This window comes from Chitinophaga varians (assembly GCF_014529945.1).
Classification (GTDB): domain Bacteria; phylum Bacteroidota; class Bacteroidia; order Chitinophagales; family Chitinophagaceae; genus Chitinophaga; species Chitinophaga varians.
The window spans coordinates 328,154-346,123 of sequence record NZ_JACVFB010000003.1 but is presented as its reverse complement, the minus strand read 5'-3'; the positions used below and the strand labels follow the sequence as shown (position 1 = coordinate 346,123).

General features: G+C 50.4%; 16 protein-coding genes. 8 read left to right on the top strand and 8 right to left on the bottom strand.

Annotation, left to right across the window (positions count from 1 at the left end; genetic code table 11):
• Nucleotides 1–3 precede the first annotated feature (3 nt).
• Together ICL55_RS15765 and ICL55_RS15760 are read left to right on the top strand one after the other, a co-directional pair.
• Nucleotides 4–1,110, top strand: coding sequence for an ABC transporter permease (locus ICL55_RS15765; RefSeq protein ID WP_188098908.1), 1,107 nt, complete (start codon nucleotides 4–6; stop codon nucleotides 1,108–1,110).
• Complete coding sequence (locus ICL55_RS15760; RefSeq protein WP_188098906.1) at nucleotides 1,107–2,225, top strand: ABC transporter permease; 1,119 nt, start codon at nucleotides 1,107–1,109, stop codon at nucleotides 2,223–2,225. Before ICL55_RS15765 ends, ICL55_RS15760 begins: the two co-directional genes overlap by 4 nt.
• Here ICL55_RS15760 and ICL55_RS15755 read toward each other — a convergent pair.
• The gene (locus ICL55_RS15755; protein WP_188098904.1) at nucleotides 2,222–2,485 is read right to left on the bottom strand and encodes an Ada metal-binding domain-containing protein; all 264 of its coding nucleotides are present in this window, start codon (nucleotides 2,483–2,485) and stop codon (nucleotides 2,222–2,224) included. The two genes, ICL55_RS15760 and ICL55_RS15755, sit on opposite strands and share 4 nt — an antisense overlap.
• Nucleotides 2,486–2,491: 6 nt before the next feature.
• Nucleotides 2,492–3,205 carry a 2OG-Fe(II) oxygenase gene (locus tag ICL55_RS15750; protein WP_188098902.1) on the bottom strand — a complete coding sequence of 238 codons (714 nt, stop codon included), beginning with the start codon at nucleotides 3,203–3,205 and terminating at the stop codon, nucleotides 2,492–2,494.
• A gap of 187 nt (nucleotides 3,206–3,392) precedes the next feature.
• Between ICL55_RS15750 and ICL55_RS15745 the strand changes: the two genes are divergently transcribed.
• Genes ICL55_RS15745 through ICL55_RS15735 form a run of 3 tightly spaced genes read left to right on the top strand, consistent with a single transcriptional unit; the run spans nucleotide 3,393 to nucleotide 5,774 of the window.
• Entirely contained in the window at nucleotides 3,393–4,388 is a 996-nt protein-coding gene (locus ICL55_RS15745; RefSeq protein ID WP_188098900.1) for a c-type cytochrome, read from the top strand.
• 10 nt (nucleotides 4,389–4,398) lie between these two features.
• Nucleotides 4,399–4,860 carry a DsrE family protein gene (locus ICL55_RS15740; protein WP_188098898.1) on the top strand — a complete coding sequence of 154 codons (462 nt, stop codon included), beginning with the start codon at nucleotides 4,399–4,401 and terminating at the stop codon, nucleotides 4,858–4,860.
• A 5-nt stretch (nucleotides 4,861–4,865) separates the two neighbouring features.
• A complete protein-coding gene (locus tag ICL55_RS15735) occupies nucleotides 4,866–5,774 on the top strand; it encodes a molybdate ABC transporter substrate-binding protein (protein WP_188098896.1) in 909 nt (302 codons plus the stop codon).
• Between the two features lie 80 nt (nucleotides 5,775–5,854).
• Here the strand turns inward: ICL55_RS15735 and ICL55_RS15730 are convergent, their stop codons facing one another.
• Nucleotides 5,855–6,613: a class I SAM-dependent methyltransferase gene (locus ICL55_RS15730; RefSeq protein WP_188098894.1), complete on the bottom strand. Its 759-nt coding sequence runs from the start codon at nucleotides 6,611–6,613 to the stop codon at nucleotides 5,855–5,857.
• Between the two features lie 62 nt (nucleotides 6,614–6,675).
• A complete protein-coding gene (locus ICL55_RS15725) occupies nucleotides 6,676–7,551 on the bottom strand; it encodes an NAD(P)-dependent oxidoreductase (protein WP_188098892.1) in 876 nt (291 codons plus the stop codon).
• A 381-nt stretch (nucleotides 7,552–7,932) separates the two neighbouring features.
• Between ICL55_RS15725 and ICL55_RS15720 the strand changes: the two genes are divergently transcribed.
• Genes ICL55_RS15720 through ICL55_RS15710 form a run of 3 tightly spaced genes read left to right on the top strand, consistent with a single transcriptional unit; the run spans nucleotide 7,933 to nucleotide 12,746 of the window.
• Nucleotides 7,933–10,302, top strand: coding sequence for a TonB-dependent receptor (locus ICL55_RS15720; protein ID WP_188098890.1), 2,370 nt, complete (start codon nucleotides 7,933–7,935; stop codon nucleotides 10,300–10,302).
• A 26-nt stretch (nucleotides 10,303–10,328) separates the two neighbouring features.
• The gene (locus ICL55_RS15715; RefSeq protein ID WP_223151470.1) at nucleotides 10,329–11,570 is read left to right on the top strand and encodes a DUF4374 domain-containing protein; all 1,242 of its coding nucleotides are present in this window, start codon (nucleotides 10,329–10,331) and stop codon (nucleotides 11,568–11,570) included.
• A gap of 9 nt (nucleotides 11,571–11,579) precedes the next feature.
• On the top strand, nucleotides 11,580–12,746 hold the full coding sequence (locus tag ICL55_RS15710; RefSeq protein WP_188098888.1) for a PepSY-associated TM helix domain-containing protein: 1,167 nt from the start codon (nucleotides 11,580–11,582) through the stop codon (nucleotides 12,744–12,746).
• 169 nt (nucleotides 12,747–12,915) lie between these two features.
• On the opposite strand, the gene ICL55_RS15705 is transcribed toward ICL55_RS15710, so the two are convergent.
• Genes ICL55_RS15705 through ICL55_RS15690 form a run of 4 tightly spaced genes read right to left on the bottom strand, consistent with a single transcriptional unit; the run spans nucleotide 12,916 to nucleotide 17,955 of the window.
• Nucleotides 12,916–14,040, bottom strand: coding sequence for a DUF4855 domain-containing protein (locus ICL55_RS15705; protein WP_188098886.1), 1,125 nt, complete (start codon nucleotides 14,038–14,040; stop codon nucleotides 12,916–12,918).
• A gap of 54 nt (nucleotides 14,041–14,094) precedes the next feature.
• The gene (locus ICL55_RS15700; RefSeq protein WP_188098884.1) at nucleotides 14,095–14,772 is read right to left on the bottom strand and encodes a DUF4998 domain-containing protein; all 678 of its coding nucleotides are present in this window, start codon (nucleotides 14,770–14,772) and stop codon (nucleotides 14,095–14,097) included.
• 18 nt (nucleotides 14,773–14,790) lie between these two features.
• Nucleotides 14,791–15,996: a DUF5000 domain-containing lipoprotein gene (locus tag ICL55_RS15695; protein ID WP_188098882.1), complete on the bottom strand. Its 1,206-nt coding sequence runs from the start codon at nucleotides 15,994–15,996 to the stop codon at nucleotides 14,791–14,793.
• Between the two features lie 33 nt (nucleotides 15,997–16,029).
• On the bottom strand, nucleotides 16,030–17,955 hold the full coding sequence (locus tag ICL55_RS15690; RefSeq protein ID WP_188098880.1) for a RagB/SusD family nutrient uptake outer membrane protein: 1,926 nt from the start codon (nucleotides 17,953–17,955) through the stop codon (nucleotides 16,030–16,032).
• Nucleotides 17,956–17,970: the final 15 nt, after the last annotated feature.

The following is a 17,970-nucleotide window of genomic DNA, read 5'->3' as shown; positions in this document are numbered from 1 at the left end:
GATATGAAACAGTTGTTGGTATTCATCAGAAAAGAATTTTTTCACGTGTTCCGGGACAAACGGACGCTGCTGATCATGTTTGGCCTGCCGGTCGTGCAGATCGTGCTGTTCGGTTTTGCCCTTACCAGCGAGGTAAAAAATATAACCCTGACCGTTATCGACCAGGCGCGGGACGTGAATTCCACCCAGATCATCAACAAGATAAAATCATCTTCCTATTTTATTGTCGATGAATCGGCGATCAACTATGACGCTGTCAGTACCGCCTTTAAAAAAGGTACTGCCAGGTGCGCGTTGATTTTTCCTGCCGGCTTTGGCAACGACCTGCAAGATGCCGGCCAGGCACAGGTGCAGATCCTGACAGACGGCTCCGATCCTAATATGGCCAAAACGGTGATCAACTACCTCACAGCTATCCTCACGGCCTATCAGCAGGAGATCAGTCCCGGTGCGCAGTTGCCTTATCGCATCATCCCTGAGCAACGGATGCTGTACAACGAAGAAGGAAACGGTTCCCTGAATTTTATTCCCGGCGTGATGGCGTTGGTACTGATGCTGGTATGTACGGCGCTCACCTCAGTAGCGGTGGTACGCGAGAAAGAACTGGGCACCATGGAAATATTGCTGGTGTCGCCTTTTAAACCACTGCTGGTGTTGCTGGCGAAAGCGGTGCCATATCTGGTGCTGTCGCTGGCCAACTTCACGCTGATACTGGTGCTGGCTGTTTTTGTATTGCATGTGGAAGTAAAAGGAAGCATCCTGTTACTCTTTCTGGTGAGTACGTTGTTTATCATCGCTTGTTTGTCTATCGGGTTGATGATCTCCAATACCACCAATTCTCAACAAACGGCCCTGTTGCTGTCGATGATGGGCATGATGATACCGACACTGATATTTACCGGGTTTATGTTTCCGCTGGAGAACATGCCCTGGATATTTCAGATGATTTCTTATGTGGTGCCTGCACGGTGGTACTTTCTGGTCATTAAGGCGGTGATGCTGAAGGGACTTGGGTTCTCTTATATCTGGAAGGAAACGGCGGTATTGCTGGGCATGACCGTGGTGGCGCTTTCTATCGCATTAAAGAACTTCAAAATCCGTTTGTCATGAGGGTGCTGCGTTTCATTCTGAAAAAGGAGTTCCGGCAGATTTTCCGTGACAAGACCATCCTGGCCATGATGCTGGTGATGCCAACGGTGCAGCTGATCATCCTTCCGCTGGCCATGAATTTTGATGTGAAGAACGTCAACGTGGCCGTAGTGGATAACGACCACAGTACCTGGTCGCAGCAGCTGATCAACAAAATAGGCGCTTCGGGGTATTTCCGGATCATCGCGGCAGCGCCTTCTTTCCGTGAGGCGCTGGGATACATTGAAAGGGAGCAGGCCGATGTGGTGCTGGAGATCCCGCCGGGATTTGAGCGTAACCTGGTGCGGGAAAACGAACAGCATATAGGCGTGTCCGTGGATGCGATCAATGGTACCAAAGCCGCGCTGGGTGGGAGCTATCTGTTGGCCGTCATCGCTGACTTCAACCAGCATATCCGATTAAATGAACACGGAAAATATGTTCCCGGCAAGGGCGTAAATATCGGTATTACCTATTCCAACTGGTATAATCCGCTGGCCGAATACCGCTTCTACGTGGTGCCTGCGGTGATGGTGCTGCTGCTGACATTGATCGCAGGATTTTTGTCTGCCTTGAATATTGTCCGCGAAAAAGAGATGGGCACTATTGAGCAGATCAATGTCACGCCGATTAAGAAGTGGCAGTTTATCCTGGGCAAACTAATCCCTTTCTGGGTGGTAGGTATGGTGGTCTTTACGCTGGCGCTCACCGTAGCGCGGGTGGTGTATGGCATATGGCCGGTAGGTAGTTTCGCGTTGCTGTACCTGTTTGCCGCGGTATACCTCGTGGCGCTGCTGGGATTTGGCCTGCTGGTATCTACCTATACCGACAGTCAGTTGCAGGCCATGTTTGTGGCTTTCTTTTTTGTGATGATTTTTATGCTGATGAGCGGGCTGTTTACCGCGGTGGACAGTATGCCCGGCTGGGCGCAGGATATCGCTGCGCTGACGCCGGTGACACACTTTGTGAAGGTGGTGCGGATGGTGGTGCTCAAGGGCAGCACATTTGCGGATGTGCAGAAAGAATTCTGTTATCTCGTAGCATTTGCTGTGGTGCTCAATAGCTGGGCCATCTGGAACTACCGGAAAACCAGTTAACCCTGCTGTGTTTTCCAGCGGCGGTAAGCTTCCGGCATACAATGCCCGCAGGGCCGGTATCCGTGGGCCTCTGCTTCGGCTTCTCCCGAAAAAAATACCCTGTTGGTGGCCAGCATCCTCTTGCCGGAACGGCAGGAGAGCCATCCATATATCTTCAACCGGTGGTTGCCGCCCAGTGTCAGCAGTCCTTCCCGCCGGAGCCGGCATATCTGCCGGTTGCGCGCCATGGCGCTTTCTCCCATTGCTGCATGATAAAACATAAGCTGTTAACTTAACGCGTCGTGGAAAATGATGCCCAGCGTATGCCTGTTACCGTTATAGACCGGACTGACGCCATGTTTCATATTCACCCGGTAGTATCCCTTGCTGCCTTTGACAGGCCTGAAGTTGGTGGTGAAAATAAGCATGCTGCCTTGCCGGGGTTGTAGAACATTGGCCTTGGATTGCGCCCGGGGGATTTGTTCGGTGAGCACAAACTCGCCGCCGGTATAGTCTTTTCCCGGTTCGTTCAGGAACAGCACGATTTGTAACGGGAAATAGATATCGCCGTAGAGGTCCTGGTGCAACGTATTAAAGCCACCGGCGCCATATTTCAGGATTAATACCGTGGGCTTGTCCTGCCCCGCGGCCCTGCACTGTTGCAACAGCTCCTCATGGGTGTCAGGGAAAGTTTTCCCTGTTTGCAGTACTTCCATCCATTTATTGGCCACCGGCGCAATATGTGTGTATACCGTTTGCCGCATAGCGGTGATCAGGGAGGACAGCGGGTATTTAAAGTACTTGTATTCCCCGCTGCCAAAGCGATAGCGCTCCATGACGATCGTTTTGCGGTAAAGGTCCGCATCGGTATAATTCCTGATCAGCTGGTTGCATTCTTCTGTAGTCAATACGTTATCTGCCACACAGTATCCTTTGTCGTGCAGCGTTTCGGTGATGCCGGACCAGTCCTGTGTTTCCAGCCGGCGGATGATGTTGTTCATATGTTGTAATTATCTCTCTGCAAAAGTAGGATGACTACCATCCATCAGAAACCCGTTTCTTGCGGTTTTGAAATGTGTTATCGGTTTTATAACTTTCGGTTATGGATGATAATTAATTGTGATGATAACAACTCTGAGGCTGCTATTATCTTTGAGCTATTGAATTGTGTTCGGAAACTATAGTACAATGAAAAAAGACTGGATTCCCGTTTTGCTTTTTGCCACTACCGGCCTCGTAGTAGCAAAAGAATGCATCAGCGCCTACCGTCAAAAGAAAAAAGATGACGAGGCTTTCGCCGCCTGGCTTAAGACCCACCAGCCGGAAAATGTTTGGAATGGCGCCGCGAGCAGCCAGATACCCAATTCCACGGAGCGTGGCCGCCTGATACAGTATGGCCATGATCTGATCGCCAACACCGCGCAATACCTGGGACCGCAGGGCGCCGTTGCTCAGATCTCCAACGGCATGAACTGCCAGAACTGCCATCTGCAGGCCGGTACGGTCCCTTATGGCAACAACTTCGGCAAGGTATATGCCACGTATCCTTTGTTCCGCGCCCGTAACAATGGTGTGCAGACTATCTACGACCGTGTGAAGGACTGCTTCGAGCGAAGCCTCAACGGTCACGCGCCGGATACCAACAGCCGGGAGATGCAGGCTATCTATGCCTATATTCAATGGTTGGGTGAAAATGTGCCGAAAGGCACCAAACCGCCCGGCACGAGCATCATGAAACTGCCGTATCTCGACCGGGGCGCCAATCCTTCTGCCGGTATGCTGGTATACAAAGAGAAATGCAGCAGCTGCCATGGTAAAGAAGGAGAGGGGCAACCCAGTCCGGTGGGGCCTGGGTATAGTTACCCGCCGTTATGGGGGCCACATAGTTATAACGATGGCGCCGGACTTTACCGTTTAAGTAATTTTGCCGGCTTCGTGTATAACAACATGCCGCTGGGGACCAACTATCATCAGCCGCAGCTCTCAGAAGAAGAGGCATGGGATGTGGCGGCGTTTGTCAACAGCCGGCCCCGGCCGCATCTCAATCAGGACAACGATTGGAAAATAGTCGCGAAGAAGCCGGTGGATTTTCCTTTCAAACCATACACAGACACTTTTTCGGAGGAGCAACATAAATTTGGTCCGTACCAACCGATAAAGGAAGCACAACAACGCACAAAATAAAAACCCAGATATGAAGAAATTCCTTGTAGTTCCACTGATGATGATGATGTATACCGGTTACGCACAAACGACCGATGCGCAGCTGCGTAAAAACCGCGAGTATACCGGCGCAGTAGCCAAACAGAAACAATACCATGCCATCTATCAGCTGGACAAGAATGATCCTAAAGTAATTCAGAAGGCGATCCGCAATATCAATAATGCACTGAATGATCCCCGCCTTAAAGGTAAGTTGGAAATAGAGCTGGTGGCTTTCTCCGCCGGTACAGACGCTTATCTCAAAGGCAGTGAATATGAAGAGGCGCTGCGGGCGCTGGTAGGCCGCGGCGTGATTGTGGCACAGTGCCAGAACACGCTGGAGGAAAGAAAGATTCCGAAAGAACAACTCTACGACTTCATCGCGCTGGTGCCCAGCGGTAATGGAGAATTGATCATCCGTCAGGCCGAAGGCTGGTCTGTAGTTAAACCGTAACGCCGATGAAACGATTGTTTTTCCCTGTCCTGCTGCTGGCAGGACTGACCCATAGCGCCTATGCGCAGGACCACCGTTTTGATCCGCCCTGGAATACGCCGCCGGAAAGCAAGGTGATGTTTACCGTGCCGGGCGTGGACAATGTGCCCGATCTGTATGGTGATATCAACGATCCGCAGCTGGTGGTGTTCTTTGCCGGTAACCAGTTTATGTGCATCGATGAGCTGCTGGCGGCTTTTAAGCAACAATATCCTGCTTACCAGCGTGTGTTTGCGGAGACGCTGCCACCGGGCATCCTGGCGCAACAGATAGAAGGCGGCTCGCTGACGCTGGGCAATATGCGCATTACGCTGAAGCCCGATGTGTACACCGCCGGTAAAACGCGTATCAACGCCATGGCTCATCATTTCAGCCGCACGGAAGTATATGCCTATAATAAACTGGCGCTGATGGTGCCTAAAGGTAACCCGGCGAAAGTGAACAGCCTGAGCGACCTGGCGAAGCCCGGTGTACGCGTGGCCATGCCCAATCCCGCCTGGGAAGGCATCGGCAAAAGAATAGAAGAAGCCTATGTGAAAGCAGGCGGTGAACAGCTGAAGCAGCAGATCATGGACAGGAAAGTAAAAGACAGCACCACTTTCCTGACGCAGATCCACCACCGGCAGTCACCCATGCGGATACTATACCGCCAGAGCGACGCTGCGCCGGTATGGTATTCTGAAGCCTGGTATCAGGAGATGATCGGTCACCCGGTGTCGTTGGTCACTATTCCGGATAAACATAATATAACGGCCACGTATATGGCGGGACAGCTGAAAAACGCGCCACACCAGCAGGCGGCGGCCGATTTTATGGATTTTCTGGTGAGTGACAAAGCGAAGGCTATTTACCGTAAGTACGGCTTTGATATTTAGTTATTTTGATATTTGGTTATTTTGATATTGAAAAGATGCATTAACTCCTTCAATATCAAAATAACCAAATATCAAAATAGCTAAATGAGTAGTCCCCAGTACATCCGCGTCGTATAATGGATGGTAATATGACCATCTTCCTGAAACTGGTCGAACAGCTGTTTTAGATCAGCTGCCAGCGCAGGGTAACGGTCATCCTCCCGGGATGGCATATACGAAGAAGACAGCAGACGGCCTTCCAGCCCGTTGTAGTCAAATACCTGCTTATTGGCAAACTCGGTGAGTGTTACCGACGACGGATGGTAGAATTGTTCTATGACAGCGATATCAATATTTCGGTGATTGAGTTCCTTGTATTCATTGCCGTGGCGTTCTATCAGCTGCTCATAGGCCTTTTCAAAAGGAGAACCGGTCATCCTTTCATTCCAGACCAGCACCACATATCCCGTTGATTTTAATATGCGCTGAAATTCCGCGCGGGTAGTTTCGGGATTAAACCAGTGAAATGCCTGCCCTGCAATGATCACATCGATGCAGTGTTTTTCGAGCGTGGTGTGTTCTGCGGTACCGTCTACCGCATTGAAAGCGGGGTAATCTTTCAGCAGTGCTTCACTTTTCTCCCTCATCTCTTTGTTGGGTTCCACTCCCAGCACGGTGTATCCTTTTTGCAGGAACAGTTCAGCGGAAATACCGGTGCCGGAGCCTATATCGGCCAGTAGCATGCCGGGTTGCAGTACAGACTGTTGTTCCAGGTAGGAGATCATTTCTATCGGATAGTGCGGCCTGTATTTTACATAATCTTCCACACGGTTACTAAAGCGACTGGTATTGTTTTGCATACTTACAATATTAACAATATTTTGTCGCTTTGGGAAACGTGTGGAAGACGATGTTTCGGGGCTTAGTAGGTTTTGTAGGCTGCTGCCACGTGTTCGTTGCCATAGCCTGCATCCTGGGCGCGCTTGAAGATACCTTTGATAAAGGTGGGTACTTCGGCGGAGATGTTGGCGTCTTTAGCATGTTGGATGAACATGTCCATGGAGCCGCTGCAGAGGTTCAGCGAGCTGTGGTTGGCGCTGTAGTTACCTGTTCCGATAATATCGGCCTGTTGTTTGAGCATTTCGCCCAGCGCCGGCGCCAGCTGGAATATCATGTTTCCCAATGCGGTGGCTGTCAGTCCTTCCGACTCGAAAAGTTTAATGCCGTGGAAGAACCCGCCCATGGCGCTGAAGAGAACAGAGAGGAATCCCATGTCCCAGGTGGAGGCAGCGCCCGGATCTGTTCCCATATACTGGAGCCCACCGGCAACGGATTTTATGGTAGCTTCACTTTGCGTATAGGCGTCATGGTTACCGGACATGAAAAATACGGTATCCGGGCGGCCAATCTGATCAGGTACCGCCATAATGGCGCCGTCGATGTAGGTGATGCCTTCTTTGCCGGCCCAGGCGTCAAATTCACGGGCCTCCTGCGGCGTGCCGGAAGAGAGCTGTACAAATAATTTTCCTTTTAACGCGGCTGTTGCCCCTGCTGTTTCCAGCAGTGAACGGCTCACCGTGTAGTCGGTCACGCAGAAAATAACGACCTCGCCTGCGGCGATGGCTTCCGTCACATTACCGGCTACAACGGCTCCCAGCTGCTGTAAAGGTACGGCCCTGGCGGCACTGCGGTTCCACACGGTTACGGCATGTCCCTGCTGAAGAAATGAACGAACGAGTGCTGCACCCATATCGCCTAATCCTATTACGCTAACGTTTTTCTTTGCGGCTGTTGTCATCGATGTATGTTTTTAGAATGATGACACAAATGTCAAATGAATCAGAATGCTGAACAATACGGGCAAAAATGTTCAGATACGGACATTTTTTTCCGGGTACCTCTTCTGTTATACGCAATGCGGAAAAAAAACGGACGATAATTTTTCCTGATATCGAAAATGATTTCATTTTTCGTGAGATACTTTTGCACCCGGTCGATTACCTATAACACCTTGTACATTCTTTCCGGATATGTAGCTCCGGACACTGACCAGACAATCATGTATCGTTAAAAATGGTGGGGATTCCTGCCCGGTATTGTATTGTTAAACATGGCGGGAATGCCCGCCCGGCATCGTATTGCCTATACCCAACGGAAACGAACTAACAATATATAAACAATGCACATCAAAAAGATTCTACTGACAGGCATTTTAAGTATTTTATCCCTATTCCTGTATGCGCAGAGCAGTATCAGCGGACAGTTGAAAGATGCGTCCGGTGCGCCTGTCCCGGGCGTGTCCATCAAAGTGCAGCATGGCACTGCCTATGCTGTTTCCGATGCTGAAGGTTATTATCATATTAAAAATATCCGCCCGGGCAAACATACCCTGTTGATATCTGCCGTAGGCTTCAAAAGCCGGAAAAAAGAACTGACGGTGAAAGACGGTGAGCAGTTACAATTACATATCAATCTGGAAAATTCCATTAGTGAAATCAATGCCATATCGGTGATTGGTCGCTCTGCCAGCCAGGAAGTAAACCGGCAGGCATTCAACGTGACCGCCATCGATGCGAAGAAACTGTACAACTCCACGCTCGACCTGTCGCACGCGCTGGACCGTGTGTCCGGCGTAAGGGTACGGGAAACCGGCGGCCTCGGCTCCCGGATGAATTTCTCCCTCAACGGCTTCACCGGCCGCCAGGTGAAATTCTTCCTCGATGGGGTACCCATGGATAACTTCGGCTCTTCTTTCCAACTCAATAATATTCCCATCAACCTGGCGGAAAGAGTGGAAGTATATAAAGGCGTAGTGCCTATCTGGCTGGGGGCCGACGCATTGGGCGGCGCTATTAACATCGTCACCAACACCCATCGTAATACCTACGTAGATGTATCCTATTCCTTTGGATCTTTTAATACCCACCGCGCTACTCTGAATGCCGGTTATACCTCCAAAACCGGTTTCACAGTGCAGCTCAACGCTTTTCAGAATTACTCCGATAATAATTACAAAGTATGGGTAAACGTAGCCGATATCAATACCGGCGATTATTATCCTAAACAGCATATTAAGCGGTTCCATGACACCTATCATAATGAAACCGTGATCGCCAATGTGGGCGTGACAGGCAAAAAATGGGCTGACAAACTTCTGGTGGGCATCACCCTGGGAAAAAACTACTCAGAGATACAGACAGGCGCCCGCATGGTCAGCGTGTTCGGCGACTGGCATCGTAGAGGCGACATCGTTATGCCCAGCATCAAATACCAGGTGAAGGACATGTTCGTAAAGGGCCTGAACTTCAGTCTTACCGGTAACTACAATCTTGGTTATGAACAGAATATTGACACCATGTACCGCCGGTACAACTGGTTTCAGCAATACAAACAGTACAACGGGAAAGGCAGCGAGCGGGAACGCTCTATGTATAAATTCCGTAACAACAATGGGCTGGCCACTGCCAACCTCAGTTATCAGCTGAGCCCGCGCCACTCCTTTATCCTGAACGATGTATTCAGCACGTTTAGCCGTTCGGGTAAGGACGAACTGTTCCCCAATGATGAAAAATACGATCAGCCTAAGAAAGTACGCAAGAACATACTCGGCCTTGGCTACAAGTTCGACTACAGTGAAAAATGGAATACCTCTGTTTTTGTAAAGAACTATGCCCAGCGCAACAGCTATTCCCAAAGCTATAATCCTTCCGGCAACTGGGGTGATGTGGCATACAGAAAACAGGAAAGCAGCTTCAATAAAGTAGGCTACGGCATTGCCTCTACCTACTTTATCAAACCTACCTTGCAGGTAAAAGGCTCTTATGAGAAAAGCTACCGCCTTCCTGAAACAGAAGAATTATTTGGCGACCTGATCAACCTGGAAGGTAACGTGAACCTGAAGCCGGAAAGCAGCAACAACTATAACCTGGGCATCAGCTACCAGCTGCAGATCCAGACAGATCACCGGCTGAGCTTCGATGGCAACCTGCTGTACCGCGATGCGAAGGACTTCATCCGTCCCATGCTCAACCCTAACCAGACCAAACAAACGAACGGTAATCTGGCCGATGTGACCAATCTGGGCGTGGATGGCGAAGTGCGTTACGCTTACAAACAGCTCTTTACCGCCGGGGTGAACATGACGTATCAGAACCTGCGCAACAATACCCGTTTTGAAGATGGCCAGAAGGAACAAAGTCCGTTGTACCGTGACCGTATTCCCAATATGCCTTACCTCTTCGGCAACGCCGATGCCTCCCTTTTCTTCCATAATGTGCTGAAGAAAGGCAATACACTGACGCTGGGTTATAATTTCCTGTATGTGCATGCTTACTATCTCTCATGGCCCAGCCAGGGTGATGAGAAGCTGGAGATCCCCCGTCAGTTTTGTCAGGATGTGAACCTGGTATACAGCCTCGCCGGGGGTAAATATAACATTGCCCTGGAGTGCAAGAACCTGGCTGATAACCGGTTGTACGACAACTTCACCTTACAGAAGCCAGGACGCGCATTCTACGCCAAGGTGAGATACTTTTTCAATAAAAACTAATAAGGATAGCGGTTAAATAAACAGTCATGAAGAAAATCAGCAAATATTTGTTTCTGGCGGCAGGCATTGTGTTTTTTATGTCCGCCTGTGATAAGGAGGATACCTTAAGTACGGAAGATTTTAAGGAATACGAGCCACAGGGCCGTACCAAATATATTATAACGGCCACGCCTGTAGGGACCACGGGTATCGCCGATTATCTGCTGACCGCAGATAACATAAGCAGTGGTACTATTTCCACCAGCGGCAATGGTAAAGAGCAGGATGGTTCTTACCGCTACTACCTCACGCATAAAGGACGTTTCTTTAGTCTGCTGTATGGACAAGGCAATCCCGGTGACGTGACCACCTACCGCCTTACCCAGGAAGGCAAGCTGGTGATGACCCGCTTCTTTCAGGCAGAAACGGTACAGGTATTAGCCAGGGTGCAGGACGAGCTGCTGCTGATGAAAGTACCACGCTCCGGTAACGAAAATGCGTCTTTCTATCGGATCGATGCGCTGAAATCACGCGTGAATGGTGAGAAGCAGGTGAACATTGTACAGCTGGCTGCCAACGGTGAACGTGCGCATTTCACCTGGGCCACGCAGGTCGGTAATAAAGTGTTTGCGCCATATATGAGCATCAAAGGCTGCTGCGGCGATGCTTTCGGTACCGCTTACCCCGACAGCAGCTGGATCGCGGTATTCTCTTATCCGGACCTGAATCTGGAGAAAGTAATCCGTGATAACCGCACCAGCTTTATCGGCAACTATTTCAACAACGGACTGGCGGTAACAGAAAAAGGGGACGTGTATGCTTATTCACCGGCGTCTGCGAAGAACGGTTCTACATATACTTCTACCAAACCTTCTGCTATTGTTCGTGTACTGAACGGCACTACAGTATTTGATCAGTCTTATTTCTTTAATGTACGGGAGAAGTCAGGCGGCCACAATATCTCTTCTCAGATATATCTGGCCAACAATAAAATGTTGCTGATGATGTATGACAAACCCGGCGCCTTCAGCGGTAACCTGAAACTGGCCGTGGTGGATCTGGTGGGCCAGACCTTTGATTGGGTGAAAGGTGCACCGGAAAGTGTGATCAGCACTTCTGCGCCTTATAACAACAATACGCTGTCTGATGATGGTAAGACCGCTTTCATCGGGCTGAATACACCGTCGGGCAACTGGATTTATAAGATAGACATCGCATCAGGAACGTTTACGCCGGGCATGAAAGTGGAAGGTGGCACCATCACAGCGATCACTAAAATGATCTATTAATCCGCCATCATGAAAAAGACACCGAAAAAGAAAACCAACAAGTCTTTGTTTTACCGGATCTCTGCCTGGCTGCATCTCTGGCTGGGCCTTATCTCCGGTATTATCATGGTCATCGTTTGCGTGACGGGCTGTATCTGGGTTTTCAACGAAGAGATTACCGGATGGCTGCAGCCGGAAACGAAGATTGCGCGGCAGGATGCGCCGGTGATACAGCCGTCGCGTATGCTGGAGATAGCTGCCCGTGAGTATCCGGGTAAGGCTGCCAGTTACGCTATCTATCGTGAAGACCGGGTGATAGAAGTCAATGTGGGCGGTCGCCGTAGCGGTTCCACCCTCAAATTGAATCCTTACACCGGCGAAATAGTCAGCAAAGTGACCCGTAAAGAGGGGGAAGTGGATTTTTTCCGCTGGATATTGAACGGGCATCGTTTTCTGTGGATGCCTTACAAGATAGGCCGGCCTATTGTGAACTACAGCACCCTGGTGTTTGTGATCACGCTGGTGACAGGGATGGTGCTTTGGTGGCCTAAAAAATGGACGAAAGCGACACGGCAGCAGAGCTTTAAAATCAAATGGGGGGCCAGTTTTAAGCGGGTCAATTACGATCTGCACAATGTACTGGGATTTTATGCGCTGCTGCTTTTGTTTGCCATAGGCGTTACCGGTATGGTCTGGGGGTTGGAATGGTTCAGCAAAGGACTATACTGGGTAACTGCCGGTGGAAAACCGTTACCGGAGTATACGGAGCTAAAGTCGGATACCACGAAAGTGGCTGATAGCCGCCTCCCTTTACCACAGGCAATGGATCAGGTCTGGTATCAGGTGGCTGCTAAAAATCCCCGCGCCACCGGATTTTATATAGGTTTTCCCGATACCGCCAAGGCGGCATCTACCATTTCCATGATCGTATACCCCAGCAAGGGACAGTATTATAACAACATCCGATATGCGTTTGACCGTTACACGCTGACGGAGATAAAAGATAACAGCGTATATGCGCAACCGTATGAAGAAGCTGGTTTCGGCACTAAGCTGCGGCGCATGAACTATGATATTCACGTGGGCAGCATCATGGGACTGCCAGGTAAGTTCCTGGCCTTCTTCGCGAGCCTTATTGGTGCTACGTTGCCCATTACCGGTTTCCTGATCTGGTGGGGACGGAAGAAAAAGAGGTAGGGATTTTTAGATTTGCGATTTTTTGATTTACGATTTTTTGATTTCTGGAATCATCAGATCGAATAGAAGAAGATCGGAGCGAATAAATATTTCGCTCCGATCTTCTTTTTTCTCCATTTAGGTAATCGCCAAATATCTAAATACCTAAATACCAAAATATCGAAATGTTTTAATTGCCTGCTGCTTTTTGTCTGACAACAATTGTATCGGACAGTCTTTTTACCAGCCCCATTATTTCCGGATCTGTGCTGTTGCACATTTTCAGCCAGGCGCCGCCTCCTTCGTAATAGGCCACGGGCAAGTTTTTCCAGGCGCCGCTCTTACCGAATTCGTTCATGTAATCCGTATATTTCTGGCGATAACCGGCCTGGGTCATCAGGCGGTCATCGAATTCCATTTCCAGCGCCATCTTGTTGGTTTTGGCGAAGTTGATCGCACCGGTGAGGATAGAATAGGGAGATGACAGATCGAAGAAATAATTGGGCTGTTGATAGGCAATATCGAAGCCCATGGTTTGCCAGTTGGCCGCACCTGCTGCGCCATAGTAAGGTATCCAGTAAAAACGTTGTTGTTTGTTATGCAGCATGGTGGCCACAGTGGGCAATATCTCCACGGCGCCGGTGTTCTGTTCTGCTACCCAGTAAAAGCCCGACAGTTCAAGGTGTTTGAAATTAGCGGCCTGCCACATGGTCATCGCCGTTTCCACGTACCATTTACAGGCGGCCACTCTGTCGGCGCTGTCGGCGAAGTTGAGGTTTTTGCCATTGAGGTCGCCCCAGTTGCTCAGGCTACGGATCGGCTCGGGTAGCGTCAGCACCACTCTTCTTTTTCGTACAGGCTTGATGTTTAGTAGCGCGAGACTGTCCAGCTCATCATCGAGGGCGTGCAGCGCTTTGCCGCTTTCGAAGTTACGGTCCAGCAGCCATTGCCATTCCGTTTTGCCGGCGGGTGTGGGCTCATAGCCTTCTGCGTACTCATGGCCCATGCCATCGGTGAATTCGATGAACAGGAAGCCGTCGAACAGCCACTCTACGGCGCCGCTGCCGGTAGTCCGGAAAACGTAAGGCTTAAGCTGGTCTTTGGTCCAGGGCAGGCGGTGGATACCGCCCTGATAGATCAGCGCCAGGTCGGAAATATAGAAGACGGGCGCAGGTTGAGGCTTCGGCTTGGCCGTGATGGTATTTTTTTCTTCCTCCGGAGATGCCACCATTTGCACCTTCTGGCAAGAGGTAGTAACAGAAGCCGTAGACACCGTAAGGGCCAGGCTTGTCAACAGAAATGATAGTTTTAACATGATATACCGGTTTAAAAAATAACAAAATATCCAAATGGTTAAATGACTAAATAATTACTGTGGTGTCCGGGTGACGGCGGTGGTATAGAAGGTATCTATGCAAAGCGTATCAGGACGGAATAACGTGCGGTAAGAGAAACTGCTGCCGGGCTGATAGTCTTTCAGCGTAGTGCTGTTGGCGGTGCGTGGCTCTTTTACGGTGACCGTGCTGCCGGCATTGTTGGTGTAGGTCACCTCCATTCCGGTGACGGTTTCTTCTACCAGTCCCCAGCTGAGTACCGCGTTGCCATCACTGATGATGGCGTTGGTGAGTGCGCGGTTCAGCAGGCTGTTTTTATAGATGCTGCCATAGGAGCGACCTGTAATGTAAGCGGGCACGGAGCGGGAGCCGGTATTGTTCCAGGTGTATACTTCAAAACTGTAGGTGCCTTCGGGCATGTTGCTAAACAGGTGGTACATGGAATCTACGCCTGCTGTTCTTTTGACGGGCAGTATCACAGAATCTCTTTTGCTGTTGTAGTAGATGGTGATGCCGGTGATCTTGGGATCGGAAATAAGCAGCCAGGTGAGTTCCAGCCGGCCATCGCCGGGCAATATCTTCAACGAGTCTACCCGGCCGGTGTAGGAGATTTCCTGCCTGCCGGAGATATCGAGGTAGGCGTCCATTTTAGAGCAGCTGGCGAAGATCATCATCCCCCAGAACAGATATAATAAGACGGATTGATTTTTCATGTGGTATAATTTTGATCGTTATTGGGTGTCTCCCCAGAAAGTGATTTCGGAAAACGACATGTTACCATTGCCCATCCAGTTTTCCAGGCATTTGATGCGGATGTAACGGAAGGCTGGCAACCCATCGGGGAAGTTGGCCATATCGCCGCGCAGCCATACTTCTGCATCTGCGTCGTTGTACTGTTCGCCCTGCAAGCCGGAAGGCTTCACCTGTTCGTAGTACAGAATTTTGGTCCAGCTGTCCCAACTGCCATCGGCAGCGGGATTGTTGCTGCCCCACAGTTCATACTTGCGCATGGCTTTATTAATGAAGCGGTAATAGTTATTGAGGCGGAAACGACTGATGTGCGCCGTCTGTCCCAGATCGATGGTGATATGAATAGGCGTGCCGTCTGTGGTGCCGTTGGTGGAGAGATTGAGCCAGTTGTTGCCGTTGCCGTCGTAGGGACTGTTGAAGGTGGAAGAGTATTTGCCATCCCAGATAAAAGGATAGGCGATGTTCCACTCCGTAGTATACACGGGGCCGTCGCCGGGGAATTTGATTTCCCTGAATTTTGACTTGTCGAGCATTTTTTCGAACAGGGGTATCAGCTGCTGAAACAGCGTATCAGATGTATTTCCCCATTTGTCGCGGATGAAGACGCCGAAGCGGGCTTTGATGGCTGGCAGACCGCGGAACGTATGATTGCCCTCTTTGGCGGCAGAGAAATAGGTGTCCAGCAACACGGTATTTTTGGTGATGGAATCCGGACCGCAGAAACCTATTTCCAGCTCAGAGCCGGAAGGGTTATTGAACTTCAGGTTCACACCGCCGAAATCAGCGATCATGGTGAAAGATTTGAACACGTCGGTGAATGGCGGTTCCAGCGGGTGTATGGTGACCGACACCGGTGTGGAACGCACCTCGCTTTTGTTAACGGAATAGAGCTTCACTTCATACGCGTCGGTATCGCCCAGCCCTTCTATTTGCAGACTATTAGTATAGTAGGAAGCCTTGAACTGACGCACCACGCCCTGTTTGGTGGCAACTTCCGCCAGCACATACAGCAGGTTGTTGCTGGAGGGTAGTACATATGTGAGTTTGGCGCCGCCCGGTATAGGCGTCTCCGTTACCTTCGTCACATGCTCCGGTGGGGTGGAGTCGTCAAACTTTGGCTTCATGATTTCTTCCTTGCAGGCGGAAAGCCAACAGGCAGCGAGCATTAAATAGATATATCGTTTCATAAGTTGCATGTATTGACAGAAAATGAAAATGGTTTACCAGCCAGGATTCTGTACCAGATTGCTGTTTACGGTGAGATCGTATTCGCGGAGCGGCCAGAGATAGTCGCGCGGTGCTACGAACGTTTGTTGGAAAAGGGTGCGTGGCCGGTAGTATTCGCTGGCTACACGCTGGTTCACGTCCCATCCCAGTACGGGTTTGTTTTCGTATATCACGGCTTTTTTCCATCTTCTCAGGTCCCAGTTGCGGGAGCCTTCAAAGCACAGTTCTATCATACGTTCCTGATGGATAATGTCTCGCAGCCCTTCTTTGGTGGTGAATTTCGCCGGACTGGTGGAGTAGTTGGTCCATGAGTTGACAACGCCGTCGAGGCCGGCGCGTGAACGGATTTTGTCAAGCCAGGTGATGGCATCGGTGCTTTTGCCTGTTTCGTTCAGCGCTTCAGCATAGAGCAGGTACAGATCGGCGAGGCGCATCTCGGGCCAGGGATAACTTTCGGTGGTGTAGCTGTTATTGGTCTGCGTAAATTTCCAGTTCACCAGCTTTTTAGGCCAGTAGCCGGTTTCAGAATAAAACTGGTCCTCTACTTTGCCTTGCGGCTGCCCGAATTTAGCCTTGATGCTCCAGGCGTTTTCGTCGGAAGCGTTGCTCTGCATAAACCAGCGGCCGCCATCGAAACCGAGGCTGGCGTAGAAGCGGTTTTCCCGGTCGAAGTTGAGCCGTGCCGTGGTATAACCTTGTTGTATGTTCAGCCTGTCTTCGTATGTGCCTGTACGTAGTTCATAGCGCCGGCTATAGTCCCACGTTTTGTCTTCGTTGATCGGCACGCCATGATTACTGTAGAATGTCTCCGCCATCTTCATCGTAGGCGCCATATAGGAGCTGAGATAAGTAGGGTTAGGAAAAGTAGGATCTATGCGATTGGCCATGGAATAGGTTTGCAGCACATTGTCCACGCGGCCGGAGAGCGCCCAGATCGTTTCCGTGTTCCACCGTTCGGTGACGCTGCCGCGTATACTCATTTGCGTAGCCGTAGCGGGAGATACTTTCACGAAAGGATCGGTGAATTCATACAGGCGGATACCTACACCTGCGCAGGTTTGTATGGCCACCTCGCAGGCGGCGGCAGCTTTTTCCCATTTGGTGGCGTCGTAGCCGGGACTGAACAGCAGTTGACCATCTTTGTCTTTGAAAGAGGCATAGTCGGGGTTACCGTTGAACAGCGGGCTGGCGGCCAGCACGAGCAGCCTGGCTTTCAGCATCTGGGCCGCGGGTTTGGTGACGCGGCCCAGTTCGGTACCGCGGTTGGTGATCTCGGCAGGCAGCTCCGGGATGGCTTCGTCCAGCAGCCTGGTGATGTAGTCCACCACTTTGTCCACCGGATCGCGCTTAACTTTTACCTGTTCCGGTGTGGCGGAAACAGGCAGACTTTTATCCGTGATGGGAATAGGTCCGTACATGCGTAACAGGTAGAAGTGGTAGTAGGCTTTGAGGAACTTCACTTCAGCGATCCAGCGTTTCTGCATATCGGGGCTGAGGTAGGAGATATGCCGGTAAGACTCGCCCTCCATCATATTTTCGAGGAAGATATTGCAGTCGCGGATCGCTTTGAAATAGGGTTTGGCGTGATTGTTACCGTTCCAGAAATCCACCCATGGATTCACGATATTCTGCTCGCCGCGGGCTATCTTCCAGGGCGACTGATAGGAGTAGTTGTTTTCATAGTAGGTCCACATGTCATCAGCGCCGAAAAACAGGATGTTGGAAACAGGTCCAGCATCGGGCAGATAACCATAACAGGTGTACAGGTATTTCTCCGCCTCTGTTTTATTGGAGAACGCGTTTTTGAGCGTGACCACATTGTCCGGAACAATATCGAGGAAAGGTTTTTTACAGGCGGTGGTGAACAGGCCCGCGAAGAGGACTATTCCGTATATGCTGTGTAGAAAAGTTTTTTTCATGTGACAAATATTTAG